The sequence below is a fragment of the Streptomyces sp. NPDC088553 genome (assembly GCF_044752965.1).
GTDB lineage: Bacteria > Actinomycetota > Actinomycetes > Streptomycetales > Streptomycetaceae > Streptomyces.
The window spans coordinates 526,529-550,212 of record NZ_JBIVMG010000004.1 but is presented as its reverse complement, the minus strand read 5'-3'; the positions used below and the strand labels follow the sequence as shown (position 1 = coordinate 550,212).

At 71.8% G+C, this 23,684-nt stretch carries 19 protein-coding genes; 9 read left to right on the top strand and 10 right to left on the bottom strand.

The features are described 5' to 3' along the window. Window positions 1-73 precede the first annotated feature (73 nt). Complete coding sequence (locus ACIP8Z_RS15530; protein ID WP_402083394.1) at window positions 74-1,519, top strand: aminopeptidase; 1,446 nt, start codon at window positions 74-76, stop codon at window positions 1,517-1,519. Between the two features lie 123 nt (window positions 1,520-1,642). On the opposite strand, the gene ACIP8Z_RS15525 is transcribed toward ACIP8Z_RS15530, so the two are convergent. Both ACIP8Z_RS15525 and ACIP8Z_RS15520 read right to left on the bottom strand, forming a co-directional pair. Continuing rightward, on the bottom strand, window positions 1,643-3,469 hold the full coding sequence (locus tag ACIP8Z_RS15525; RefSeq protein ID WP_402083860.1) for a glycoside hydrolase family 3 protein: 1,827 nt from the start codon (window positions 3,467-3,469) through the stop codon (window positions 1,643-1,645). A gap of 113 nt (window positions 3,470-3,582) precedes the next feature. Continuing rightward, window positions 3,583-4,512, bottom strand: a complete 930-nt coding sequence (locus ACIP8Z_RS15520; RefSeq protein ID WP_402083391.1) for a LysR family transcriptional regulator — start codon at window positions 4,510-4,512, stop codon at window positions 3,583-3,585. A gap of 144 nt (window positions 4,513-4,656) precedes the next feature. Here ACIP8Z_RS15520 and ACIP8Z_RS15515 point away from each other — a divergent pair, with 144 nt between their 5' ends. After that, window positions 4,657-5,625 (top strand): EamA family transporter, encoded by a 969-nt coding sequence (locus ACIP8Z_RS15515; protein WP_402083858.1) that lies wholly within the window; start codon window positions 4,657-4,659, stop codon window positions 5,623-5,625. Beyond that, window positions 5,622-6,185 (top strand): AAA family ATPase, encoded by a 564-nt coding sequence (locus ACIP8Z_RS15510; RefSeq protein WP_402083389.1) that lies wholly within the window; start codon window positions 5,622-5,624, stop codon window positions 6,183-6,185. Before ACIP8Z_RS15515 ends, ACIP8Z_RS15510 begins: the two co-directional genes overlap by 4 nt. A 62-nt stretch (window positions 6,186-6,247) precedes the next feature. Here the strand turns inward: ACIP8Z_RS15510 and ACIP8Z_RS15505 are convergent, their stop codons facing one another. The 3 genes from ACIP8Z_RS15505 to ACIP8Z_RS15495 all read right to left on the bottom strand — a co-directional run bounded on the left by ACIP8Z_RS15505 (window position 6,248) and on the right by ACIP8Z_RS15495 (window position 10,795). Then, window positions 6,248-8,533 carry a DPP IV N-terminal domain-containing protein gene (locus tag ACIP8Z_RS15505; protein WP_402083386.1) on the bottom strand — a complete coding sequence of 762 codons (2,286 nt, stop codon included), beginning with the start codon at window positions 8,531-8,533 and terminating at the stop codon, window positions 6,248-6,250. Window positions 8,534-8,608: 75 nt separating this feature from the next. Continuing rightward, window positions 8,609-9,280, bottom strand: coding sequence for a DUF4097 family beta strand repeat-containing protein (locus tag ACIP8Z_RS15500; protein WP_402083383.1), 672 nt, complete (start codon window positions 9,278-9,280; stop codon window positions 8,609-8,611). A gap of 468 nt (window positions 9,281-9,748) precedes the next feature. Then, window positions 9,749-10,795, bottom strand: a complete 1,047-nt coding sequence (locus ACIP8Z_RS15495) for a LacI family DNA-binding transcriptional regulator (protein ID WP_319309479.1) — start codon at window positions 10,793-10,795, stop codon at window positions 9,749-9,751. A 110-nt stretch (window positions 10,796-10,905) separates the two neighbouring features. Here ACIP8Z_RS15495 and ACIP8Z_RS15490 point away from each other — a divergent pair, with 110 nt between their 5' ends. From ACIP8Z_RS15490 to ACIP8Z_RS15480, 3 genes are read left to right on the top strand one after another with little or no spacing between them, the layout of a single operon-like run. After that, window positions 10,906-12,057, top strand: coding sequence for a Gfo/Idh/MocA family protein (locus ACIP8Z_RS15490; RefSeq protein ID WP_402083381.1), 1,152 nt, complete (start codon window positions 10,906-10,908; stop codon window positions 12,055-12,057). Continuing rightward, window positions 12,054-13,220, top strand: a complete 1,167-nt coding sequence (locus ACIP8Z_RS15485) for a dihydrodipicolinate synthase family protein (RefSeq protein ID WP_402083379.1) — start codon at window positions 12,054-12,056, stop codon at window positions 13,218-13,220. Before ACIP8Z_RS15490 ends, ACIP8Z_RS15485 begins: the two co-directional genes overlap by 4 nt. Next, entirely contained in the window at window positions 13,220-14,023 is an 804-nt protein-coding gene (locus ACIP8Z_RS15480) for a sugar phosphate isomerase/epimerase family protein (RefSeq protein WP_402083376.1), read from the top strand. The genes ACIP8Z_RS15485 and ACIP8Z_RS15480 overlap by 1 nt, the downstream gene beginning before the upstream one ends. A 140-nt stretch (window positions 14,024-14,163) precedes the next feature. Here ACIP8Z_RS15480 and ACIP8Z_RS15475 read toward each other — a convergent pair whose 3' ends face one another. Together ACIP8Z_RS15475 and ACIP8Z_RS15470 are read right to left on the bottom strand one after the other, a co-directional pair. Continuing rightward, a complete protein-coding gene (locus tag ACIP8Z_RS15475) occupies window positions 14,164-14,634 on the bottom strand; it encodes a DUF937 domain-containing protein (RefSeq protein ID WP_402083373.1) in 471 nt (156 codons plus the stop codon). 283 nt (window positions 14,635-14,917) lie between these two features. Beyond that, on the bottom strand, window positions 14,918-15,655 hold the full coding sequence (locus ACIP8Z_RS15470; RefSeq protein WP_402083370.1) for a hypothetical protein: 738 nt from the start codon (window positions 15,653-15,655) through the stop codon (window positions 14,918-14,920). 109 nt (window positions 15,656-15,764) lie between these two features. On the opposite strand from ACIP8Z_RS15470, the gene ACIP8Z_RS15465 reads away from it, so the two are divergent. Then, window positions 15,765-18,014 carry an ATP-dependent RecD-like DNA helicase gene (locus ACIP8Z_RS15465; RefSeq protein ID WP_402083368.1) on the top strand — a complete coding sequence of 750 codons (2,250 nt, stop codon included), beginning with the start codon at window positions 15,765-15,767 and terminating at the stop codon, window positions 18,012-18,014. A 179-nt stretch (window positions 18,015-18,193) separates the two neighbouring features. After that, complete coding sequence (locus ACIP8Z_RS15460) at window positions 18,194-19,483, top strand: citrate synthase (RefSeq protein ID WP_026057844.1); 1,290 nt, start codon at window positions 18,194-18,196, stop codon at window positions 19,481-19,483. Window positions 19,484-19,899: 416 nt separating this feature from the next. Here the strand turns inward: ACIP8Z_RS15460 and ACIP8Z_RS15455 are convergent, their stop codons facing one another. Together ACIP8Z_RS15455 and ACIP8Z_RS15450 are read right to left on the bottom strand one after the other, a co-directional pair. Then, on the bottom strand, window positions 19,900-22,149 hold the full coding sequence (locus tag ACIP8Z_RS15455; RefSeq protein WP_402083366.1) for a heavy metal translocating P-type ATPase: 2,250 nt from the start codon (window positions 22,147-22,149) through the stop codon (window positions 19,900-19,902). Between the two features lie 73 nt (window positions 22,150-22,222). Then, on the bottom strand, window positions 22,223-22,447 hold the full coding sequence (locus ACIP8Z_RS15450) for a heavy-metal-associated domain-containing protein (protein ID WP_402083363.1): 225 nt from the start codon (window positions 22,445-22,447) through the stop codon (window positions 22,223-22,225). Between the two features lie 260 nt (window positions 22,448-22,707). On the opposite strand from ACIP8Z_RS15450, the gene ACIP8Z_RS15445 reads away from it, so the two are divergent. Then, a complete protein-coding gene (locus tag ACIP8Z_RS15445) occupies window positions 22,708-22,914 on the top strand; it encodes a hypothetical protein (RefSeq protein ID WP_402083360.1) in 207 nt (68 codons plus the stop codon). Here ACIP8Z_RS15445 and ACIP8Z_RS15440 read toward each other — a convergent pair. Further along, window positions 22,892-23,617: a TetR/AcrR family transcriptional regulator gene (locus tag ACIP8Z_RS15440; protein ID WP_402083358.1), complete on the bottom strand. Its 726-nt coding sequence runs from the start codon at window positions 23,615-23,617 to the stop codon at window positions 22,892-22,894. The two genes, ACIP8Z_RS15445 and ACIP8Z_RS15440, sit on opposite strands and share 23 nt — an antisense overlap. Window positions 23,618-23,684 lie beyond the last annotated feature (67 nt).

Genomic DNA, 23,684 nt, shown 5'->3' with positions numbered 1-23,684 from the left:
TCAACTGGGTCTGGCGGTCCACACGTTGCCCCCGCTAGGTTCGCGACACCGTTGTGAACCAAGGGGAGGGTGAATGCGCAAGTCGCTGAGATGGGCGCTGTCGCTTTCGGTGCTCATAGGCACCGTGGCACCGACCGGCGTGGCTACCGCCGCGGACACGGACACGGGCAGCACGGCCGTCGTCGACTCGCAGAGCACGGACATCAAGGACCGCATCCTGGCGATCCCCGGGATGAGCCTGATCGAGGAGAAGCCGTACGCGGGCTACCGCTTCTTCGTCCTGAACTACAAGCAGCCGATCGACCACCGGCGCCCGTGGGCCGGCACGTTCGACCAGCGGATCTCCGTCCTCCACAAGGACACGAGCCGCCCGACCGTCTTCCGCACCAGCGGCTACTCGCTGAGCACGACCCCCAGTCGCGCGGAGCCGACGCGGATCATCGACGGCAACCAGGTCTCCATGGAGTACCGCTTCTTCACGCCGTCCCGCCCGCAGCCCGCCGACTGGTCGAAGCTCGACATCTGGCAGGCGGCCAGCGACCAGCACCGGATCTTCACCGCGCTGAAGAAGATCTACGGCGAGAAGTGGCTCTCCACCGGCGCCTCCAAGGGAGGCATGACCGCCACCTACTTCGAGCGCTTCTACCCGCGTGACATGGACGGTGTCGTCGCCTACGTCGCCCCGAACGACGTGGTCAACAAGGAGGACTCGGCCTACGACCGGTTCTTCGAGACCGTCGGCACCAAGGAGTGCCGCGACCGCCTGAACAACCTGCAGCGCGAGGCCCTCGTCCGCCGCGCGCCCCTGGAGGCCAAGTACAAGGCGTGGGCCGAGTCGGAGGGCGCCACCTTCAACACGGTCGGCACCCTCGACAAGGCCTTCGAGGCCGTCGTCCTCGACTTCGTGTGGGGCTTCTGGCAGTACTACGGCGAGGACGTCTGCGACCAGATCCCGGTCGCGAAGACCGCCACCGACGACGAGGTGTACGACACGATCGACGCCTACTCCGGCTGGGCCGCCTACACCGACCAGGGCCTGGAGCCGTACACGCCGTACTACTACCAGGCGGCGACCGAGCTCGGCTCGCCCACGATCAAGCAGCCGCACCTCAAGGGCCTGAGCCGCTACGGCTACCAGCCCGCGAGCAACTTCGTGCCGCGCGAGATCCCCATGAAGTTCAAGCAGCACGCCATGCGTGACGTGGACGACTGGGTCCGCAAGAACGCGAACAAGATGCTGTTCGTGTACGGCGGCAACGACCCGTGGGGCTCCGAGAAGTTCCACCTGGGCAAGGGCGCGCGCGACAGCTACGTGTACGTGGCGCCGGGCGCCAACCACGGTGCGAACGTCGCCGGGCTCGTCGAGGCCGAGCGGAACAACGCCACCGCCCGCATCCTCGCCTGGGCCGGCGTCCCCGCCCCGGCCGTGCAGGCGGCGCAGCCGCTGGCCCGCTTCGACGCGCGCCTCGACCGGAAGGTCGACGAGGACGCGACGAAGGAGCACGGCCTGCGGCCGTAACCCCTTCGAGGGGGGTGGGGCGCGTCCGGCGGCGCACCCCACCCCCCCCTTCGTCGTCAGCCGTAGCGGCCGTACCAGCGGGCGGTGTCGGTCGTACCGGCCGTGTCGGTCGTGTCGGTCGTGTCAGCGGTACGACAGGCCGTGTCCGACCGGGTAGAGCACCTTCGCCGGGTCGTCGGCGCTCTGCACCGGCACCGGCAGGCGGCCCCTGGGCCTGGCCCTGCCCGCCAGGACCCGTGCGGCGGCCCGGAGTTCGACGTCGGTCCAGGAGTAGGCGGCGAGCGTCGCCCGCTGACCCTCGATCCGGGCGATGTCGTACGGGTTGCGGATCGCGATCGTCACGACGGGCACCCCGGTCGCGACGAGCCGCGCCACGAGCGTGCGCTGCGGGCTGGTCGCGGTGACGTTGTACGTGCCCACCACGACGACGTCCTTGCCCACGGCCGCCGCCACCGCCTCCTCGATCTTCGCGGCCGTCGGGGTGATCCCGGTGGAGAGCGCGGTCGCGGTGAACCCCAGCTCCGTCAGCGCGGTCGCGAGCGTCGTCGTCGGCGGGCCCGTCGTACCGGACGGGGAAGCCGGGTCGGCGCCGACGACGAGGACCGAGCCGTGGCGGGCCGGGCTCAGCGGCAGGAACCCGCCCTCGTTGGTGAGCAGGGTCGTGCCGGCCTCGGCGATCCGGTCGGCCTGGGCGAGATGGGCGGCGGTGCCGACCACCCGCTCGACGCCGGCCCGGGTGACGTACGCGTTCCGGAACAGCCCGAGCTTCGCCTTGAGGCGCAGGATCCGCAGGATCGATTCGTCGAGCCTGGCCTCCGTCAGTTCGCCGTCCCTGACGGCCTTCAGGACCGCGTTCCAGGCCACGTCCAGCTTCGGCGGGTTGAGCAGCTGGTCCACACCCGCCTTCAGGGCGAGGACCGGGACGCGCTCGTCGCCGTACTTGGTGCGCACCCCCTCCATGCCGAGCGAGTCGGTGACCACCACACCGTCGTAGCCGAGCTCCTCGCGGAGGATGCCGGTGAGGATCGGCCGGGACAGCGTCGCCGGGTCCTCGCTCGGGTCGAGCGCCGGGACCACGATGTGCGCGGTCATGATCGAGTCGATCCCGGCGGCGATCGCGGACCGGAACGGCGGGGCGTCGAGCGTGCTCCACTGCGCCCGCGTGTGGGTGATCGTCGGCAGGCCGTAGTGGCTGTCGACGGCGGTGTCGCCGTGCCCGGGGAAGTGCTTGGAGGTGGCCGCGACCCCGGCCCGCTGGTAGCCCTTGACCTGCGCGGCGACCAGGCCGGCGACCGCCGCCGGGTCGGAGCCGAAGGAGCGGACGCCGATGACCGGGTTGGCCGGGTTGACGTTGACGTCCGCGACCGGGGCGTAGTTCTGCCGGATGCCGACGGCCGCGAGCTCCGTGCCCGCGATCTGCGCCGCCCTGCGGGCGTCCGCGTGCGAACCGCCGGCGCCGAGGGCCATCGCGCCGGGCACCAGGGTGGCGGGCTCGCCCACCCGGCAGACGATGCCGTGCTCCTGGTCGGTGGAGATGAGCGCGGGGACCGGCGTGGGCTGTGCGAGCGCCGCCTGCTGGATGCCGTTGGAGAGCGCGGCGATCTGCTGCGGGTCGCGGGTGTTGTGGGCCCAGGAGAAGTAGATGACGCCGCCCACGTGGTAGCGCTCGACCAGTTCGGCGGCCGTACGGACGCCGATCTCCGCGAGGTTGGCGTCGACGTCGGCCTGGTCGGGTGCGGTGGCGGAGTGGCCGTACACCCGCATCACGAAGAGCTGGCCGACCTTCTCCTCCAGGGACATGCGGTCGATGATCCGCCGGAGCTTCCGGTCGTCGTGCCGGTCCTGCCCGGCGAGGGCGGGGGTGCTCACCCCGGTGACGGCGGCCGCTGCCGCGGCGGCGGTCACCGTGAGGAGGGTGCGTCGGGAGGGGGCGGGGGCGCGGTGGTGCACTGATGCTCCTTCCGGCCGTGCGAGGTTGAAGGGATCCATGCGCGAAATCCTCGGAAGCCACCTCTGAAGGAAACTTCCAAGGAGTCACGGATAGCCCGAAAGTAACTGCCAGGTCAAGGACCCGCGCACGAATCACCCACGGCGGCGATCCCGGGCCAGAGCTCCTGGAGCGTACGGACCGTCTCCCGGATCGCCGGGCGCCGCGCCGCCCCGGTCCGCCACATGGCGTGCAGGCGACGCGTCGGCATCGGGTCCAGCCGCACCGGCGCCACCTCCGGCGGCAGGGTCCCGCGCCCCAGGCGCGGCACCAGGGCGATGCCCAGACCGGCCGCGACCAGGGCGACCTGCGTGTGGTTCTCCTCCGCCTGATGGACGATCAGCGGCTCGAAACCCGTCTCCCGCAGCGTCCGCGTCAGCCAGTCGTGGCAGACCGTCCCCGGCGGCTGCGAGATCCACCGCTCCGCCGCCAGCTCCTCCCGGCGCACCGACTCCCGCGCGGCCAGCGGATGGTCCCGGTGGACGAGGATGTCGCACAGGTCGTCGCCGATCACCGCCTGCTCGACCCCCGGCGGTACGGGAAGCGGGGCGATGTCCCAGTCGTGCGCCACCGCCAGGTCGATGACCCCGCGCGCCACCAGGTCGATCGACACGTGCGGGTCCACCTCCGAGAGCCGGGCGTCGACATCGGGATGGGCCCGGCCCAGCTCCGCGAGCACCCGGGGCATCAGCCCGCGCGCCGCGCTCGCGAAGCAGCCGATGTCGAGCCGCCCGGCGGGCCGGCCGCGCCGCTCCTCCATCCGCACCTCCGCCTCCTCCACGAGGGCGAGCAGCTGCCGGGCGGTGGCGGCGAGGTGCTGGGCGTCGTCGGTGAGGCGGATGCCGCGGCCGCTGCGTTCGAGCAGGGTCGTACGGGTCTCCCGCTCCAGCTTCGCGATCTGCTGGGAGACCGCTGACGGCGTGTAGCCGAGGGCGGTGGCGGCGGCGCCGACACTGCCGTGGACGGCGACGGCGTGCAGGGCGCGCAGACGGCCGAGATCCAGCACGGGCGCTCCTCCTCTTCGCTGCGCGGACGGACGGACGAAGCGTCGCCGCATCCCCGTCGTACGCCATGGATGAAGTGTTGCTACATCTCACCATGAAGAACTCCGTGCTGGTGCTACACGGTCGGCGCGGCCATGCTCGACAGCATGCGCCCCGCCCACCTCGCCCTCGCCGCCCTGGTCGCCGCCGTCTGGGGAGTCAACTTCGTCGTCATCGAGATCGGCCTCGACCACTTCCCGCCGCTGCTCTTCTCCGCCCTCCGCTTCCTCGCCGCCGCCCTGCCCGCCGTCTTCCTGGTGGGCCGGCCCACCGTGGCCTGGAAGTGGATCCTGGCCGTGGGACTCGTCCTCGGCGTCGCCAAGTTCGGGCTCCTCTTCACCGGCATGGACCTCGGCGCCCCCGCCGGGCTCTCCTCCCTCGTCCTCCAGGTCCAGGCCGTCTTCACCGCCCTCTTCGCCTTCGCCGCCCTCGGCGAACGCCCCGGCCGGGTCAAGCTCGCGGGCATGGGGGTCGCCCTGGTGGGCATCGGCGTGGCGGCGGCCGACGAGGGCGGGGCCGGGTCCCTCGCCGGCTTCGCCCTGGTGATCGCCGCGGCGGCCTGCTGGGGCGTCTCCAACGTCCTGACCCGAAAGGCCTCCCCGCCCGACGCGCTCAACTTCATGGTCTGGGTCAGCGTCGTGCCCGTCCTGCCACTGCTCGGCCTCTCCCTCCTCCTGGAGGGCCCGGACCGCGACCTCGCCGCCCTGCGCGGACTCGACTGGACCGGCGTCGGCGTCATCGTCTACGTCGCCTGGATCACGACCGTCTTCGGCTTCGGCGCCTGGGGGTGGCTGCTCCGCCGCTACCCGGCCTCCTCCGTCGCCCCCTTCTCCCTCCTCGTGCCCGTCTTCGGGATGTCCTCCGCGGCGCTCGTCCTGGGCGAGGGGGTGAGCCCGGCCCGCTGGTGCGCGGCCGCGCTGCTCGTCGGGGGAGTGGCCCTGACGTCGTTCGCCCCGGGTCGGCGGGCCGCCGGGGACCGGAATTCCGTGGCGGCTCCGGAGCCCGTGGCCGTATCGTCGACCGGCCGCCCGCTCGGCGAGGAACGGCGTACGACCCGCGAGGAAAGGCCCGCATGACCTTCGAGAACATCACCGTGGACGCCCCAGGACCCGTCCCCGGGGCCGTGCTGCTCGCCGGCATCCCCGGCAGCGGGAAGTCCACCGTCGCGGCCGCCCTCGCGGCCCGCTTCGCCCGGGCGGCGCACATCGAGGTCGACGCCCTCCAGTCCCTCATCGTGAGCGGCGGCCACTGGCCGAGCCCGGACGGCGACCCGGAGGCGGACCGCCAGATCCTGCTGCGCGCCCGCAACGCCTGCCTCCTCGCCGGCAGCCTCGCCGCGGCCGGCTTCCTCCCGGTCCTCGACGACGTCGTCGTACGCCGCTCCCACCTGGACTACTACCGCGCCCACACGACGGCCGCCGGGCTCCAGGTGGTGATCCTGGCCCCCGGCCCCGACAAGGCCTGGGAACGCAACAACGCCCGCGACAAGCGCCTGACGACCAACTGGGCCTTCCTGGACGAGGCGATGCGCGCGGAGCTGTCGGGCGAGGGCGTCTGGATCGACAACGCGGACCTGACGGTGGCGGAGACGGTGGACGCGGTCCTCGCGGCGACGGGTCCGACCCCGCCGAAGTAGCCCGCCGGATCCCCACGGGGGTGGGATCCGACGGGCTCGTCGCCCCGTCCGCGGCGTCGCGGTCAGGCGAACATGTCGGCCAGCAGCTCGGGGCCGATCACGATGGGCGCCGGGCGGTAGGCGGGCGGCTGCGTGCCCATCAGCTCGCGGACCAGGAAGTCCCAGCAGCGGGTGCGGACATGAGCCAGGCAGTCGATGAAGGTGTGCTCGGCGCCGGGCACGACGTGCACCTCGACGTCCTTCCCGGCGGCGAGGAGCCGGTCGGCGAACCGCAGGGTCTGGTGCGGGTGGACCTGGTCGTCCATGTCGCCGTGGACGAGCAGCAGCTTGCCGGTCAGCCGGTCGGCGAGGTCCAGGCTGGACGTCCTGGCCCAGGTCTCGGGGGCGTCCGCGCCGTCGTAGGACTCGACGAAGCCGGCGTTGAAGGTGCGGGCGTCGTGCGAGCCGGAGAGGGCGGCCCCGGCCTTGTACGTCCCGGGGAAGTCCAGCATCGCGCGGGCCGCGGCGAACCCGCCGCCGGAGTGGCCGAAGACGCCGACCCGCTCCAGGTCCATCCACGGCCGGGTCTCGGCCAGCTGCCCCAGGGCCGCGACATGGTCGGCCAGCGAGCCGGCGTCGGCCAGGCGGCCGAAGGAGGCGTCGTGGAAGGCCTTGCTCCGGCCCGGGGTGCCCCGGCCGTCGAGCGCGATGACCACGAAGCCGAGCGCCGCCAGGGGTTCGGCGTCCATGCCCATGCCGCCGGGGTCGAAGCACGGGGCGACCCGGTTGACCTGCGGGCCGGGGTAGAGGTTGTCCACCACCGGGTAGGACCGGGCGGGGTCGAAGTCCCGCGGCCGGTACAGCACCCCGTAGATGTCGGTCTCGCCGTCGGCCGCCTTGACGCGGAAGCGCTCCGGCGCGGTCCACCCGGTGGCGGCGAGCCTGGTGATGTCGGCGCGCTCCAGCTCGACCAGCACCCGCCCGCTCCAGTCGCGGACCGTGGTGACGGGGGCGGTGTCGACGGCGGACGCGGAGTCGATGAAGTACTCCTGGTCGTGAGGGCCTTCCGGCAGGACGGCGATGTGGTCGAGCGTGTCGTCGGTGAGCCGGGCGAAACCGGAGCCGTCCAGGCCGACCCGGCACACCGTGCGCCGGTACGGGTCCTCGTCGACGAGTCCGGAGGCCGTGAAGTACACGACGCGCTCGGCCTCGTCGACGCGCAGGATCTGCCGCACCAGCCACGGCCCGGAGGTGACCCGGCCGAGCAGCTCGCCGGTGTGCAGGTCGTAGCGGTAGAGGTGGCCCCAGCCGTCGCGCTGCGAGAACCACAGCACCTCGTCGGCGAGCACCCGCACGATCGGCGGCTCGGTCATCCACTGGTTGGGCTCCACCCGGGTCTCCCCGGACTCGTGGATCACGGTGGTGACCTCGCCGGTGACCGGGTCGAGGCGGTTCAGGGTGAGGGAGTGCTGGTCCCGCGGCCGGGCGAGGAAGTGGACGGCGGATCCGTCCGCGGCCCACCACGCCCACTTCACGGTGATCGGTGACACATGGGTCATGATCAGCGGATCCGCCTCGGCGCGGACCACCGTGCCCTCGGCGACGTCGAGGACGACCAGCTCGGCCAGCGGCAGGTGCTCGTCCCCGGCGTACGCGAACGGCTGGGTGTGCAGGCGGGGCGCGCCCCCGTCGGCGGGCAGCGCCTCCAGGAGGTGGGTCCTGCGGACCCGGCGCTCGTCGGTCCGGTGGGCGAGGACCTTCGTCGAGTCCGGCGACCAGGCGACCGCGGGCGGCAGGTAGGGGATGCCGAGCTTACGGAGCAGGGTGGCGTTGCCGGTCGCGGCGGGACCCGGACCGTAGGCGTGATCGGGTGCGCCGTCGGTGGTCAGCGGCCACTCGCGGCCGTCGGACAGCGAGCGGGCCCACAGGTCGTGCCCCCGCTGGGACACCGCGGTCTTCCCGTCGGGCGACGTCACGTCCAGCGGATTGCCCGGGGCGGTGAACTCGGCCGGCTCACAGACGTAACTGTCCAGGTCGCAGCGCCAGTACGCGCCGAACGCCACGAACCTGACCTCGTGCTCGGCCGGTTCGATGCCGACGAACGGCAGGGCATCGGCATCGACCCGCTCACCGGAGGCGGCGGCCAGCGAGGCGGCGAGACGGGCGTGGTCGAAGACCGGCTCACGCGTGCCCGCCGCCGGGTCGACCAGCGTGAACCGCCTGCCGGCCCCGTCGCTCACCGCGTACCAGAACCGGGCGCCCCCGTCGATCCACTGCGGCCTGACCTTGTCACCGACGACGAGCTCGCCCGGGCGGGCGGGACGACGGAGAAGCTGCTCGGCGGCCTGGTAGTTCTGAGTGGTGCTCATTCTGCTTGTCCGTCCTCGGAGTTCGTCGTGGCAGATCTGGGGGGAGGGGGGCGGGGTCACGCCCGCCGGGGTGGTTCAGAGGCTGCGGGCGGTGATGTCGCCGTACGAGGTGGTGGCGTGGATGTTCAGGCCGGCGGCGGCGCCGTCGGTGTTGGTGAGGGCGTTGTGGACGCGGCCGTAGGCGGTGCCGGCGTTCAGGGTGGCGGAGACGCCGTGGGCGGCGCCGATCGCGATCGCGCCGGACTCGGTGCGGAGCACGACCGTGCCCCGCGTGGCCTCGTCGACGCGGAGGTCGCCCTGCTGGGTGCTGATCTCGGCGGGGCCGCCGAGGCGGCCGACCGTGATGTCGCCGGCGAGCAGGCCGATGCGGGCGCCCGCGGTCTCGTCGAGCTTGACCGTGCCCTGCGCGCCCTCGACGGTGACGTCGCCGAGCCGTCCGACGCCGCGGAGTTCGGCGGCGGCGGTCTTCGCCTCGACACGGGAGCCGGCCGGGAGCTGGACGGTCACCTCGACGGAGCCGGAGTCGCCGAGGATCTTGTTCTTCGCGGGGGCGGCGGCGATCCGCAGGACGCCGTCGGTGAACTCGACGGTGACCTCTTCGGCGGCCTTCACGTCGTTGCCCTTGGCGGCGTTCGCGGGGCGGATGTCGACGGTGGCGTCGTCCCGGTCGGCGGCGATGAGCTGGATACGGCCGGCGGGGATGTCGAGGACGGTGGTGATGGCGGTGGTGGTGGCGAACTTCTGCACGGTGCTGCTCCTTCATCCTGGCGGGCCGTCTTGTCGGCCCGTCGTTTCCGATGAGGGAAAAGCTACGTTGCGTTCACGGAGATGGCAACGCGTTCGTTGCGCGAAATCGGCATCATCGCAGGTGAATTGAGGGATTTCGTTGCAACGGTTTCGAGGCTAATGCAACGCTCGGGGCGTTGCTCGTTGCAATGAAATGGAGGTGAATGCACTGCGGGGGCGCAATGGGCGGCCGGGTGAAGGCGGGGGCCGGTGCGGGCGCCGGCGTGTGGGTGCCGTGCGGGCGCCGGGCGCGGCGGCATGCGCCGGAGTGAGTCGGCCCTCCGTGCGCGGATATCGGCGCACGCCGGAGTCGGCCCTCGTCGGTGTCCGGTGGGCCTGATGGTCATCGCTTGTGGCTGTGGCTGTGCCTGTGCCTGTAGCTGGTGCCCGGTGGGCCGGGGACGGCCCTCGCCGACGCCCGGCGGCCGCCTACCCCCGAGGCCGCCCCGTGGACCCCCGTACCACCAGCTCCGCCGGGACGCGTGCCAGGCCGCCCGCCGGGGGGTCCTCCGTGCCCATCGCCAGACGGCCCGCTCGTACCCCCGCCGCGTGCAGCGGCAGATGGACCGTCGTCAGGGAGGGGACCGCGTCCACCGAGAACGGGAGGTCGTCGAAGCCCGCCACGGACACGTCGCCCGGGATCGACAGGCCGCGTTCCCGCAGGGCCGCGCAGACGCCGAGGGCGACCGTGTCGTTGGCGGCGACGACCGCCGTGAGCTCCGGGTCGCGGGCCAGGAGTTCGGCCGTGGCCTCGTAGCCGGCCCGCCGGTCGTACGCGCCGTGGACCGTCGGCCCCTCCGCGACCCCGGCCGCCGTGAGCGCCGCCCGGTGACCCTCCAGACGGTGCCGGGTCGTCGTCCGGTCGGCCGGGCCGGCCGCGTAACCGATGCGCCGGTGGCCGAGTTCGAGCAGGTGCTCGGTGAGGCGGCGCGCGCCGCCCCGGTTGTCGAAGACGAGCGCGGCCGCGTTCGCGTCGCCGGTGACCGGCGGCCGTCCGCAGAGCACGACCCGGGTCCCCGCCTCCGCGAGCTTGGCCAGCTTGCCGGTCACCGCCGCCAGGTGCTCGGGGTCCTCCAGGGAGCCGCCCATGAGGATCACGGCCGCCGCCCGCTGCCGCTGGAGCAGGGTGAGGTAGGTCAGTTCGCGCTCGGGGGAGCCACCGGTGTTGCAGACGACGGCGAGCTTCTCGCCGCCGCCGCGCCCCGATCCGCCCTCCCCGATGGAGCTCTGCGCCGCGCTCGCCATGACCCCGAAGAACGGGTCGGCGATGTCGTGGACGAGGACGCCGACGAGGTCGGAGGTGGCGGCGGCGAGTGAGCTGGCGGGCCCGTTGAGGACGTAGTCCAGCTCGTCCACGGCCCGCAGGACCCGCTCGCGGGTCGACTCGGCGACCGGGTAGTTGCCGTTGAGGACGCGGGAGACGGTGGCGGGCGAGACCCGTGCGCGAGCGGCCACGTCCGCCAGGGTGACGGTCATCGTGTGCGTACCTCCAGGGACTTGTCGACGGCGATGTCGGCAGGCTAGCGTCATCGCCGATGGAAAGCGCTTTCTATCGGGGCGCGGAACACCGGGGAGAGGAACCTTTCGTGACACGCAGGACAGTCCGCATCGCCATGAACGGCGTCACCGGGCGCATGGGACACCGCCAGCACCTGGTCCGTTCGATCCTCGCCCTGCGCGAACAGGGCGGCCTCGACCTCGGCGACGGCGAGACCCTCTGGCCCGAGCCGGTCCTCGTCGGCCGCCGCGAGTCCGCCCTGCGTGCCCTCGCCGAACGCCACGGCCTCACCGAGTGGTCCACCGACCTCGACGCCGTCCTCGCCGACGACACCATCGACATCTACTTCGACGCCCAGGTCACCTCCGCCCGTGCCGAGGCGATCACCAAGGCCGTCCACGCCGGCAAGCACGTCTACACCGAGAAGCCCACGGCCGCCGACCTCGCCGGCGCCCTGGAGCTCGCCCGGCTCGCCACCGAGAAGGGCGTCAAGCACGGCGTCGTCCAGGACAAGCTGTTCCTGCCGGGCCTGCTCAAGCTCAAGCGCCTCATCGACGGCGGTTTCTTCGGCGAGATCCTGTCCGTACGCGGCGAGTTCGGCTACTGGGTCTTCGAGGGCGACTGGCAGGACGCCCAGCGCCCCAGCTGGAACTACCGCTCCCAGGACGGGGGCGGCATCGTCGTCGACATGTTCCCGCACTGGGAGTACGTGCTCCACGAGCTGTTCGGCCGCGTCACCTCCGTCACCGCCCAGGTCGCCACCCACGTCCCGCGCCGCTGGGACGAGCAGGGCAAGCCGTACGAGGCCACCGCCGACGACGCCGCCTACGGCATCTTCCAGCTGGAGGGCGGTGCCATCGCCCAGATCAACTCCTCCTGGACCGTCCGCGTCAACCGCGACGAACTCGTCGAGTTCCAGGTCGACGGCACCCACGGCTCCGCCGTCGCCGGACTGCGCAACTGCCGCGTCCAGCACCGCTCGGCGACCCCCAAGCCCGTCTGGAACCCGGACATCCCGGCGACCGAGCCCTTCCGCGACCAGTGGCAGGAGGTCCCCGACAACGCCGAGTTCGACAACGGCTTCAAGGCCCAGTGGGAGCTGTTCCTGCGGCACGTCGTCCTCGACGAGCCGTACCACTGGGACCTCCTCGCGGGCGCCCGCGGCGTCCAGCTCGCCGAACTCGGCCTCAGGTCCGCCGCCGAGGGCCGCCGCCTCGACGTCCCGGAGGTGAGCCTGTGATCCGCCTGCCCCAGGCCGGCGGCGGCGTACGGGAGTACACGCCGCGCACCGAGCCGCTGACCCTCGGCGGGGGCGGCCCCCTGACCTCCCGTACGGTCTTCTCCGCCGCCCACGTCGTCGCCGACCCGTACGCCGACACCACCCCCGACTCGCCCGCGGCCGTCGACTGGGACGCCACCCTCGCCTTCCGCCGTCACCTCTGGTCCCACGGCCTCGGGGTCGCCGAGGCCATGGACACCGCGCAGCGGGGGATGGGCCTCGACTGGACGGGGGCGGCCGAGCTGATCCGCCGCAGCGCGGCCGAGGCGAAGGCGGTGGGCGGCCGGATCGCCTGCGGCGTCGGCACCGACCAGCTCACCGGACCGGAACCGCTCACCGGCCCCGCCGACCTGGCGGCGGTCCGCAAGGCGTACGAGGAGCAGCTCGCGCTCGTCGAGGAGACCGGCTCCCAGGCCATCCTGATGGCCTCCCGTGCCCTCGCCGCGGCGGCGTCGGGCCCCGAGGACTACCTCGACCTGTACGGGCACCTCCTCCGCCAGGCGAGCGAGCCGGTGATCCTGCACTGGCTCGGCCCGATGTTCGACCCGGCGCTCGACGGGTACTGGGGCTCGGCCGACCTGGACACCGCGACCGAGACGTTCCTGGAGGTCATCGCCGCGCACCCGGACAAGGTCGACGGCATCAAGGTGTCCCTCCTGGACGCCCGGCGCGAGGTCGAACTGCGCCGCCGCCTCCCGGAGGGCGTGCGCTGCTACACGGGCGACGACTTCCACTACCCGGAGCTGATCGCGGGCGACGAACAGGGCTTCAGCCACGCCCTGCTGGGCATCTTCGATCCGCTGGCACCGCTCGCGGCGGAGGCGGTACGGACGCTCGACACGGGCGACGCACACGGCTTCCGTGCCACCCTCGACCCGACGGTCGCCCTGTCCCGGCACCTCTTCCGGACGCCGACCCGCTTCTACAAGACGGGAGTCGTCCTGCTCGCCTGGCTCGCCGGCCACCAGGACCACTTCACGATGGTCGGCGGCCTGCACTCCGCCCGCTCGCTGCCGCACCTCGCGACGGCGTACGAACTGGCAGACGGCCTGGGCCTGTTCCCCGATCCGGCGCTCGCGGAAGCACGCATGCGCTCCCTCCTGACGGTCCAGGGAGGGCTGTGATGGAGCTCGACCGCTTCAGCGTCAACCAGATGACGGTCAAGCAGCTGTCCCTCCCCGACCTGGTCGCCCACTGCGTCCGGCTCGGCATCCCGGGCGTGGGACTGTGGCGCGAGCCGGTCCAGGAGTACGGCGTCGAGGCGGCGGCCGCGCTCGTGCGGGACGCGGGCCTGAAGGTCACCACCCTCTGCCGCGGCGGCTTCTTCACCTCGGACGGCTGGGAGGTGGAGAACCGCGCGGCGATCGACGAGGCGGTCACGCTCGGCACGGACACCGTCGTGCTGGTCTCCGGCGGTCTCACCCCCGCCTTCCCCGACCTGCCGTCGGCCCGCGCCCGCATCACCGAGGCGATCGGCGCGCTGGCCCCCTACGCGGGCGAACGCGGCATCCGGCTGGCGGTCGAGCCCCTCCACCCCATGTACGCCGCCGACCGCTGCGCGGTCTCCACCCTGGACCAGGCGCTGGCCATCGCCGAGCACTTCCCGCCCGAACAGGTGGGCGTGGTGGTCGACACGTACCACCTCTGGTGGGACGACCGCGCCCCGGCGGCGGTGGAACGCGCGGGCGCGTCGGGCCGCGTCCACTCCTTCCAGCTCGCCGACTGGACCACACCCCTCCCGGCCGGCGTCCTGACCGGCCGGGGCCAACTGGGCACCGGCGCGATCGACCTCCGGGCCTGGGCGGACCTGACGGAGAAGGCGGGCTGGACGGGCCCGGTGGAGGTGGAGATCTTCAACGACGACCTGTGGTCGAGGGACGGCGTGGAGGTCCTGGAGGAGACGCTGGAGGCGTTCCTGGCGGTGTGAGGACCTGGGCTCCGCGCCCTCGCCGTGCCGGGCGGCCTTGCGGGCCACCCGTGCCCGGCGTGGGGGCTCCAGTTCGCCCTGTACGTCCTCCCGAGGGCGCCGCACGGAGCGGTGGCCGCGGCGTACGTGCCGCGCGGGGGCTACTTCCTGGGGCCGCCCAGGAGGTCGCCCAGGCCGTCCGCCGTCGAGCCGGCGCCCTTCCTCGTCGCCGCGCGCTTCGTCATGACCGCGAGGACCACCGGCACCAGGATGTCGACCGCTCGGGTCACCGTGGCCACCGGGATGCCGGTCTTCCTCGCGATCGCGTTCGCCGCAGGGCGGGCCAGCCTGCCCAGGACTCCGGCCATGAGACCGCCGGTCGCGAGGCCGCCGAAGCCGGCGACGGCCTGGAGCGCGGGTTCGGCCGAGGTCACCTCGTCGACGGCGGCGCGGACCTCGTCCGCGCTGGCCGGCTCGGCCGCGGCCTGGCGCAGCTCGCCGGAGAGTTCGGCCACCGAACTGCCCACGACCGCCTGCGCCCCCGCGGGATCCGTGCCGAGCAGGCCGGCGATCTCCTGGAGCCGGTCGTCGCCCAGCTCGTTCAGGACCTCGTCCTCGAAGGTTTCACTCATGCCGGAAACGCTACGACCTGCCCCCTTCGACGGCACCCCGAGCGGAACCCTCCCGCCCGCCCCGGCGTCCTGGGACGCGGGGGGTGGGGTCCAGGACGAGTGGGATCCGGGCGGCTGAGCCGAGGCGGGCGCCCCGGAGGGGTAGTTGTCCCCAGGGCCGCCCGCGCTGTCCGACCCGTTCGCTACCGTCGGGTCATGTCCAACAAAGGTCGCGGGCCGGGGTCGGCCGTGCTCGAAGGGGTCCTGGAGCGGATCCCACCTCACCAAACGAAAGTGACCTGCATCACAAAGGGCTAGTGACCTGGTCGGCGACGGAGAAGTCGGTTTCGCAGTCCGGGCAGGTCGCGCTCCCGAAGACGAAGGTCAGCAGGCGGGCGACGCCCTGTTGACCGTCGGTGAGCGCGATGTCGTGGAGACGTCGACCGAGGCCTTCCAGACCTGTGGGGCTCGTCGGTCGCAGCGGCCGGGACTCGATGCTGTCGTCCGACAGCGCGTAGTCCTCGCTGGTGCAGAAGAACCCGCGTTCACCGAGGACGATGAACAGGTCGGTTTCGCAGCCGGGACAGGGGACTTCGAACTCCTCGTTCCCGAGCCCCCAGGCCAGGTTCTCGCTCCACCCCGCGACGCCCTCGAAGCCGAGCATGGATTCCAGGAGATCGATGTACTCGGAGCGATCGGTCGTGGTCCGGAGACGGCGGTTCACCGATGCCAGCAGGGTGGCGATCTCCGCCGCGTGCCGTGTGCGGACGTCGCCGGCTCCGTGCGACTGCTCGGCGCCGGCCATGATGGCACCCGCGAGATTCCGGGCGTTCACAGCCTGATCTCGGTCTTCATTGTCGGCCATGTCGGCCAGCCATGGCAGCGCCGCGAAGCTGGCCGGGTAGACGCTGCCCTGATGGCAGAGCGCGGACCACAGATCGTTCCAGAGCTCTGGCGCGGACTCGGACGCGATGCGTGCCAGCAGGGCGGGTATGTCCTCGGCGGATCCGTAGGCGTGGCTGAGGTGCGGCCAATCTGTCATACCGGTAATCCCATCACACCCGTGGTTGCGAGAAACGAGGAGTCGACCGCCCTGTCGGCGGTGGGCGATAGCCTCCCTGGTATCGGAGACGCAGGAAGCCAGGTGGGGCATGCCCGGTAGGGGAGTTGAGTCGCAGCAAGGCAGCCGCCAGGGTGTTTGTGAAGTGACTGGGGTCCTGGAGCGGATCACCTACGCCAACGAGGAGAGCGGGTACACGGTCGCCCGCGTCGACACCGGGCGTGGGGCCGGGGACCTGCTCACCGTGGTCGGGGCGCTGCTCGGGGCTCAGCCGGGGGAGTCGCTGCGGATGGAGGGCCGTTGGGGCTCACATCCGCAGTACGGCAAGCAGTTCACCGTCGAGAACTACACGACCCTGCTGCCCGCCACGATCCAGGGCATCCGCCGCTATCTCGGCTCGGGGCTCGTCAAGGGCATCGGTCCCGTCTTCGCCGATCGCATCACCCAGCACTTCGGCCTGGACACCCTCCAGATCCTGGAGGAGGCCCCGGGCCGGCTGATCGAGGTCCCGGGCCTGGGGCCCAAGCGCACGAAGAAGATCAGCGCGGCCTGGGAGGAGCAGAAGGCGATCAAGGAGGTGATGGTCTTCCTCCAGGGCGTCGGCGTCTCCACCTCCATCGCGGTCCGGATCTACAAGAAGTACGGGGACGCCTCGATCTCCGTCGTGCGGAACCAGCCCTACCGGCTCGCCGCCGACGTCTGGGGCATCGGTTTCCTCACCGCCGACAAGATCGCCCAGGCCGTGGGCATACCCCACGACAGTCCCGACCGGGTGAAGGCCGGCCTGCAGTACGCCCTCTCGCAGTCCAGCGACCAGGGGCACTGTTTCCTCCCCGAGGAGCGGCTGATCGCCGACGCGGTGAAGCTCCTGCAGGTCGACACCGGACTGGTCATCGAGTGCCTCGCCGAGCTGGCCGAGGACCCCGAGGGGGTCGTACGGGAGTCGGTGCCGGGTCCGGAGGGGACGCCCGTCACCGCCGTGTACCTGATCCCCTTCCACCGGGCCGAGCTGTCGCTCGCCGGGCAGCTCCGGCGGCTGCTGCGGGCCGAGGAGGACCGGATGCCGGGCTTCCGGGACGTGGCCTGGGACAAGGCCCTCGCCTGGCTCGCGGACCGGACGGGGGCCTCGCTCGCGCCCGAGCAGGAGCAGGCCGTGCGGCTCGCGCTCACCCGGAAGGTCGCCGTGCTCACCGGCGGCCCCGGCTGCGGCAAGTCGTTCACGGTCCGCTCGATCGTGGAGCTGGCCCGCGCCAAGAAGGCCAAGGTCGTCCTCGCCGCTCCCACCGGCCGGGCGGCCAAGCGGCTCGCCGAGCTGACCGGGGCGGAGGCCTCCACCGTCCACCGGCTCCTGGAACTCAAGCCGGGCGGCGACGCGGCCTACGACCGGGACCGGCCGCTCGACGCGGACCTGGTCGTGGTCGACGAGGCCTCCATGCTCGACCTGCTCCTGGCGAACAAACTGGTGAAGGCGGTGGCGCCGGGTGCTCATCTGCTGCTCGTGGGCGATGTGGACCAGCTCCCGTCGGTCGGCGCGGGCGAGGTCCTCGGCGATCTGCTCGCCCCGGGAAGCCCCGTACCCGCGGTCCGGCTGACCCGGATCTTCCGTCAGGCGCAGGAGTCCGGCGTCGTCACCAACGCGCACCGGATCAACGCCGGGACCCCGCCGAAGACCGAGGGCCTGCCGGACTTCTTCCTCTTCGTCGAGGAGGAGACCGAGGACGCCGCCCGGGTCGCCGTGGACGTCGCGGCCCGGCGGATTCCGGCCAAGTTCGGTCTGGACCCCAGGCGTGACGTGCAGGTCCTCGCCCCCATGCACCGGGGCCCGGCCGGCGCGGGCTCGCTCAACGGACTGCTGCAGCAGGTCATCACCCCGGGCCGCCCCGATCTGCCGGAGAAGCGGTTCGGCGGCCGTGTCTTCCGGGTGGGTGACAAGGTCACCCAGATCAGGAACAACTACGACAAGGGGGCCAACGGCGTCTTCAACGGCACGGTCGGCGTCGTGACCCAGCTGGACCTCGTCGAGCAGAAGCTGACCGTACGGACGGACGAGGACGAGGAGGTGCCGTACGACTTCGACGAACTGGACGAGCTCGCGCACGCGTACGCGGTCACCATCCACCGTTCGCAGGGCAGCGAGTACCCGGCCGTGGTGATCCCGGTCACCATGAGTGCCTGGATGATGCTGCAGCGGAACCTGCTCTACACGGCCGTGACCCGGGCGAGGAAGCTCGTGGTCCTCGTCGGCTCCCGGCGGGCGATCGCGCAGGCGGTCCGTACGGTCTCCGCGGGCAGACGCTTTACCGCACTCGCGTTTCGGCTCACAGGGAGTGCCCCCGTGTGAAAGATCACGGAGGACTACCGGAACCGGGGCGAAGGGGGCAGGATATGAAGGTTGGCGGCACTGAGTGCCGCCGATTGGCCCAATGGTCGACCCCGAGTGCACTCTCCTGAGCCAAATGGGGGATGGTAGAGACAGTCAGGGCACCTCGAAGAAGAGGCACTACGTCGGTGAGGGATGACGTGAGCGACAACTCTGTAGTACTGCGGTACGCGGACGGTGAATACACCTACCCGGTGGTCGAGAGCACCGTCGGCGACAAGGGCTTCGACATCGGGAAACTCCGAGCCCAGACCGGTCTGGTCACCCTGGACAGCGGATACGGCAACACCGCCGCCTATAAATCCGCGATCACCTACCTCGACGGTGAGCAGGGGATTCTGCGGTACCGCGGTTACCCCATCGAGCAGCTGGCCGAGCGCTCCACCTTCCTTGAGGTGGCGTACCTGCTGATCAACGGTGAGCTGCCCAAGGTCGACGAGCTGGCGACCTTCAAGAACGAGATCACGCAGCACACGCTCGTCCACGAGGACGTCAAGAACTTCTTCCGCGGTTTCCCGCGGGACGCCCACCCGATGGCGATGCTGTCCTCGGTGGTCTCCGCGCTGTCCACCTTCTACCAGGACAGCCACAACCCGTTCGACGAGGAGCAGCGTCACCTCTCCACGATCCGGCTGCTCGCGAAGCTGCCGACGATCGCGGCGTACGCGTACAAGAAGTCGATCGGCCACCCGTTCGTCTACCCGCGCAACGACCTCGGGTACGTCGAGAACTTCCTGCGCATGACCTTCTCGGTCCCGGCGCAGGAGTACGACCTGGACCCGGTCGTCGTCAACGCGCTCGACAAGCTGCTGATCCTGCACGCGGACCACGAGCAGAACTGCTCGACCTCCACCGTGCGTCTGGTCGGCTCCTCGCAGGCGAACATGTTCGCCTCGATCTCCGCCGGCATCTCGGCCCTGTGGGGCCCGCTGCACGGTGGCGCCAACCAGTCGGTCCTGGAGATGCTCGAGGGCATCAAGGCCAACGGCGGCGATGTCGACTCCTTCATCCGCAAGGTGAAGAACAAGGAGGACGGCGTCCGCCTGATGGGCTTCGGCCACCGGGTGTACAAGTCCTTCGACCCGCGCGCCAAGATCATCAAGGCGGCGGCGCACGACGTCCTCTCGGCCCTCGGCAAGTCCGACGAGCTGCTGGACATCGCGCTCAAGCTGGAGGAGCACGCGCTCTCCGACGAGTACTTCGTCTCGCGCAACCTCTACCCCAACGTGGACTTCTACACGGGCCTCATCTACCGCGCGATGGGCTTCCCGACCGAGATGTTCACCGTGCTCTTCGCGCTCGGCCGGCTGCCCGGCTGGATCGCCCAGTGGCACGAGATGATCAAGGAGCCCGGCTCCCGCATCGGCCGCCCGCGCCAGATCTACACCGGCGAGGTCCTCCGCGACTTCGTCCCGGTCGAGGCGCGCTAGTCCTGCACAGGACGCGAGCCCGGAACGCCTGAAAAGACGCGAGCCCGGAACGCCTGAAAAAGAGGAAGCGCCCCGCCGTCGATCCCCCCACGGGTCGACGAGCGGGGCGCTTCCCATGTCCCGGTGCGGATTCCCCCCACGGGATCCGGGCCGGGCGTCTGCGGGTGTCGCAGAGGCTGTGCGGGCCGGCGCGACGCGGTCTGCCGGGGTACGTACGGGAGGGCCGCTCAAAGCTCCCCGGTGCACGTGCCCCGGCCAACGCTTGCCTGGAACGTCCCCCAAGACATTCCATGAACGTCCCCCAAGACGTTCTCGGCATCGCCCACTTAGACTCGCGAACAGCCCAGATGGTTACCCCCCAATATCTGTGATCTAGGTCTCCTTGTGAAGGTCCTGTGCGTCACACGTGGGTGAATTCACGTGAAGCGGCGCAGACGAAGGCTGTTGGATACGACGAAGACGGACGAAAAGGCCATCGCCAGACCCGCGATCATCGGGTTGAGCAGTCCGGCCGCGGCGAGCGGCAGCGCCGCCACGTTGTAGCCGAAGGCCCAGCCGAGATTGCCCCGGATCGTCGCCAGGGTGCGGCGGGCGAGCCGGATCGCGTCGGCCGCGACCCGCAGGTCGCCCCGTACCAGGGTCAGATCGCTCGCCTCGATCGCCGCGTCCGTGCCCGTCCCCATCGCCAGGCCCAGGTCCGCCGTGGCGAGGGCCGCCGCGTCGTTCACCCCGTCGCCGACCATCGCGACCGTCCGGCCCTCCGCCTGGAGCCGCCGGACCACCTCGGCCTTCTCCTCCGGCAGCACCTCGGCGATCACCTCGTCGATGCCCACCTCCGCCGCCACTGCCTCCGCCACCGCCCGGTGGTCCCCGGTGAGGAGGACCGGCCGCAGCCCGAGGCCGCGCAGCCGGGCCACCGCCTCCGCGCTGGTGTCCTTGACGGTGTCCGCGACGGTCAGGGCGCCCCGGGCGACCCCGTCCCAGGCGACGTGGACGGCGCCGGGTTCCGCCCCCGCCGGCACGTCGACGCCCTCCGCCGTCAGCAGCGCGGCACGGCCGACGAGGACGAGGCGGCCGTCGACCGAGCCGCGGACGCCGAGCCCGGGGACGTTCTCGAAGGTCTTCGCTACCGGGAGCTTCCCGCAGCGCTCGGCGGCGCCGACCGCGACCGCGCGGGCCACCGGGTGCTCGGAGGAGTGCTCCAGGGCCCCGGCCAGCCGGAGCAGTTCGGTCTCGTCGGTGGCGTCGGTGCCGTACTTCCCGCCGTACACGCGCACACCGGCCAGCCGCATCCGGCCGGTGGTGACCGTCCCGGTCTTGTCGAGGACGATCGTGTCGACGCGGCGGGTGGACTCCAGGACCTCGGGTCCCTTGATGAGGATGCCGAGCTGGGCGCCGCGGCCGGTGCCGACCATCAGCGCGGTCGGGGTCGCGAGGCCCAGGGCGCAGGGGCAGGCGATGATCAGGACGGCGACGGCGGCCGTGAAGGAGGCCGTCGGGTCGTCGGTCAGCAGCAGCCAGGTGACGAGGGTGCCGAGCGCGAGGAGCAGCACGACCGGCACGAAGACGGCGGAGATCCGGTCGGCGAGCCGCTGCACCTCGGCCTTGCCGTTCTGGGCGTCCTCGACGAGCCTCGCCATCCGGGCGAGCTGGGTGTCGGCGCCGACGCGGGTGGCCCGGACGACGAGCCGCCCCGAGACGTTGACGCAGCCGCCGGTGACGTCGCCGCCCGCGGTGACGTCCAGGGGCAGCGACTCGCCGGTGAGCAGGGAGGCGTCGACGGCCGACGCGCCCTCGGTGACGGTGCCGTCGGTGGCGATCTTCTCTCCGGGCCGTACGACGAAGAGGTCGCCGGTCCGCAGCGCGGCGACCGGCACCCGTACCTCCGTTCCCCCGCGCAGCAGGGTCACGTCCTTGGCGCCGAGTTCCATCAGGGCCCGGAGCGCCGCGCCCGCCTTCCGCTTGGCGCGGGCCTCCAGGTAGCGGCCGAGGAGGATGAAGGTGACGACCCCCGCCGCGACCTCCAGGTAGATCGCGGACGAGGCCGCGGAGCGGTCGACGGTCAGGTCGAAGCCGTGCCGCATGCCGGGCATGCCCGCGTCGCCGAGGAAGAGGGCCCAGAGCGACCAGCCGAAGGCGGCGAGGGTGCCGACCGAGACGAGGGTGTCCATGGTGGCGGCGCCGTGCCGGAGGTTGGTCCAGGCGGCCCGGTGGAAGGGCAGCCCGCCCCAGACGACGACGGGGGCGGCGAGGGTGAGGGAGAGCCACTGCCAGTTGTCGAACTGGAGGCCCGGGACCATGGCGAGCAGGACGACGGGCGCGGAGAGCAGCGCGGAGACGGTGAGCCGCTGCCGGAGCGAGGCGAGCTCGGGGTCCCGGGCGGGCTCCCGCCCCTCCGGTACGGCGGCCGGTTCGGGCTCCGGCGGCGGCGGTTCCTCCGCCGTGTAGCCGGTCTTGACGACGGTGGCGATCAGCGCGTCCACCCCGACCTCCGGGGGGTGCTCGATCCGCGCCTTCTCCGTGGCGTAGTTGACGGTCGCGGTCACCCCGTCGATGCGGTTGAGCTTCTTCTCGACGCGGGCCGCGCACGAGGCGCAGGTCATCCCGCCGATCGTCAGCTCGGTGACCGCGGCATCGACGGGGGGTGCGGTGGTGCTGGAGGTCATGTGCGGTTCCAAAGGGGAGCAGGGCCGTACCCGGTAACGGTACGGCCCTGCGGGGTGTTGACGGGGGGAGAGGTCAGACCAGCTCGTAGCCGGCCTCGTCGACGGCGGCGCGGACGGCCTCCTCGTCGAGCGGGGCGGCGGAGACGACGGTGACCTGGCCGGTGGAGGCGACGGCCGTCACCGACGAGACGCCGGGGAGCTCGGAGATCTCGCTCGACACCGCGCCCTCGCAGTGGCCGCAGGTCATGCCCTTGACCTGGTAGACGGTGGTGAGGTCGGTCTGCGTCTCTGCGGTCATGGCGTTCTCCTCGTGGGTTCAGGACCGTATGCCGGGCAGTTTATACCCCTAGGGGGTATAAAATCCAGCGGGCCCGGTCGCGCCGCGCCGGAGGTCCTCGTCGATCCCCATGGTAAATACCCCGATATGTCGCAGGCAGGGACCACGCTCATCGTGATCCTGGCGATCGCCGTCCTGGCGCCGCTGCTCAGCGGACGCGGCGCGGCCGAGTCGACCGCGCTGCTCGCGGTGTTCGCCGCGCTCACCGCCGGGGCGGGCTCGTGCTGTACGGCTCCACCGCGCTGCCGCTCGTCGTCGCCATCACGACCATCGGCGTGGACGACGGGGCGATGACGGCCGGCGAGGCGGCGGCGCTCGTCGGGGTCGGCATGCTCTCCGTGCTTGTCCTCCCGCTGGTCGCGCCGAGGTCGAGGTCGGGGGCGAAGGGCCTTCCGGCCGAGCGGGTCAGCGGCTCGGAGTCGTGGTGACCGGCTCCTGGGCCGGCCGCTCGGCCGGCTCCTCGGTGTGCCGCTCGGCCGGCTCCTCGGTGTGTCGCTCGGCCGGCTCCTCGGCCGGCTTCTCGACCAAGGGTGAGAGGTAGCGCAGGAGGAGCGTCTTCAGCTCCGCGATCGTGGCGTCCCGCTCGGCCCCCTCCGGCGCGGCGAGGATGAGGTCCAGGCCCCCCTTGAAGGCGGCGAAGGTCATGCCCGCCGTCCGGGCGCGGTCCTCGGCGGACAGCGTGGGCGCGTAGTGGCCGATCACCTCCTGCACGCGGGTGAGCAGGGTCGCGTGCAGTTCGTCGTGCTCCTCCGCGATCCGGCCGGGGACGTCGGAGCCGTACATCAGGGCGAGGAAGGCCGGGTTGGCACAGTTGAACTCGATCATCGGGTCGACCACGGCGTCGAGCAGTTCGGGCAGCGGCAGGGCGAGGTTCTCGGGGACGAACGCCTGGCCGTGGGCCTCGCGCATCTCGTGCAGCAGGCGCTCGCCCAACTCCATCGCGATGGCTTCCTTGTTGGGGAAGTACTGGTAGAGCGTGCCGGGCGAGACATGGGCCTCGCGGGCGATCGCGTTGGTGCTGGACGCCGTGTAGCCGTTGGCGCAGAAGACGTTCGCGGCGGCCTGGAGCAGCTGCGCGATACGGCGCTCTCCGCGCGCCTGGCGGCGGCGCGGCTTCTGTTCTTCGGACATGGCTGTCCCCAGCTCTCCTCAACACGTTTGACAAACACGAGAGGTCGCTCGCATTCTTGAGAAACGC

Bases quoted from the DNA above. Each gene is read 5' to 3' on its own strand.
- ACIP8Z_RS15530 (WP_402083394.1), top strand. From the start codon at position 74: ATGCGCAAGTCGCTGAGATGGGCGCTGTCGCTTTCGGTGCTCATAGGC.
- ACIP8Z_RS15515 (WP_402083858.1), top strand. From the start codon at position 4,657: ATGCGCCCCGCCCACCTCGCCCTCGCCGCCCTGGTCGCCGCCGTCTGG.
- ACIP8Z_RS15510 (WP_402083389.1), top strand. From the start codon at position 5,622: ATGACCTTCGAGAACATCACCGTGGACGCCCCAGGACCCGTCCCCGGG.
- ACIP8Z_RS15505 (WP_402083386.1), bottom strand. From the start codon at position 8,533: ATGAGCACCACTCAGAACTACCAGGCCGCCGAGCAGCTTCTCCGTCGT.
- ACIP8Z_RS15495 (WP_319309479.1), bottom strand. From the start codon at position 10,795: ATGACCGTCACCCTGGCGGACGTGGCCGCTCGCGCACGGGTCTCGCCC.
- ACIP8Z_RS15480 (WP_402083376.1), top strand. From the start codon at position 13,220: ATGGAGCTCGACCGCTTCAGCGTCAACCAGATGACGGTCAAGCAGCTG.
- ACIP8Z_RS15475 (WP_402083373.1), bottom strand. From the start codon at position 14,634: ATGAGTGAAACCTTCGAGGACGAGGTCCTGAACGAGCTGGGCGACGAC.
- ACIP8Z_RS15470 (WP_402083370.1), bottom strand. From the start codon at position 15,655: ATGACAGATTGGCCGCACCTCAGCCACGCCTACGGATCCGCCGAGGAC.
- ACIP8Z_RS15465 (WP_402083368.1), top strand. From the start codon at position 15,765: ATGCCCGGTAGGGGAGTTGAGTCGCAGCAAGGCAGCCGCCAGGGTGTT.
- ACIP8Z_RS15455 (WP_402083366.1), bottom strand. From the start codon at position 22,149: ATGACCTCCAGCACCACCGCACCCCCCGTCGATGCCGCGGTCACCGAG.
- ACIP8Z_RS15450 (WP_402083363.1), bottom strand. From the start codon at position 22,447: ATGACCGCAGAGACGCAGACCGACCTCACCACCGTCTACCAGGTCAAG.
- ACIP8Z_RS15440 (WP_402083358.1), bottom strand. From the start codon at position 23,617: ATGTCCGAAGAACAGAAGCCGCGCCGCCGCCAGGCGCGCGGAGAGCGC.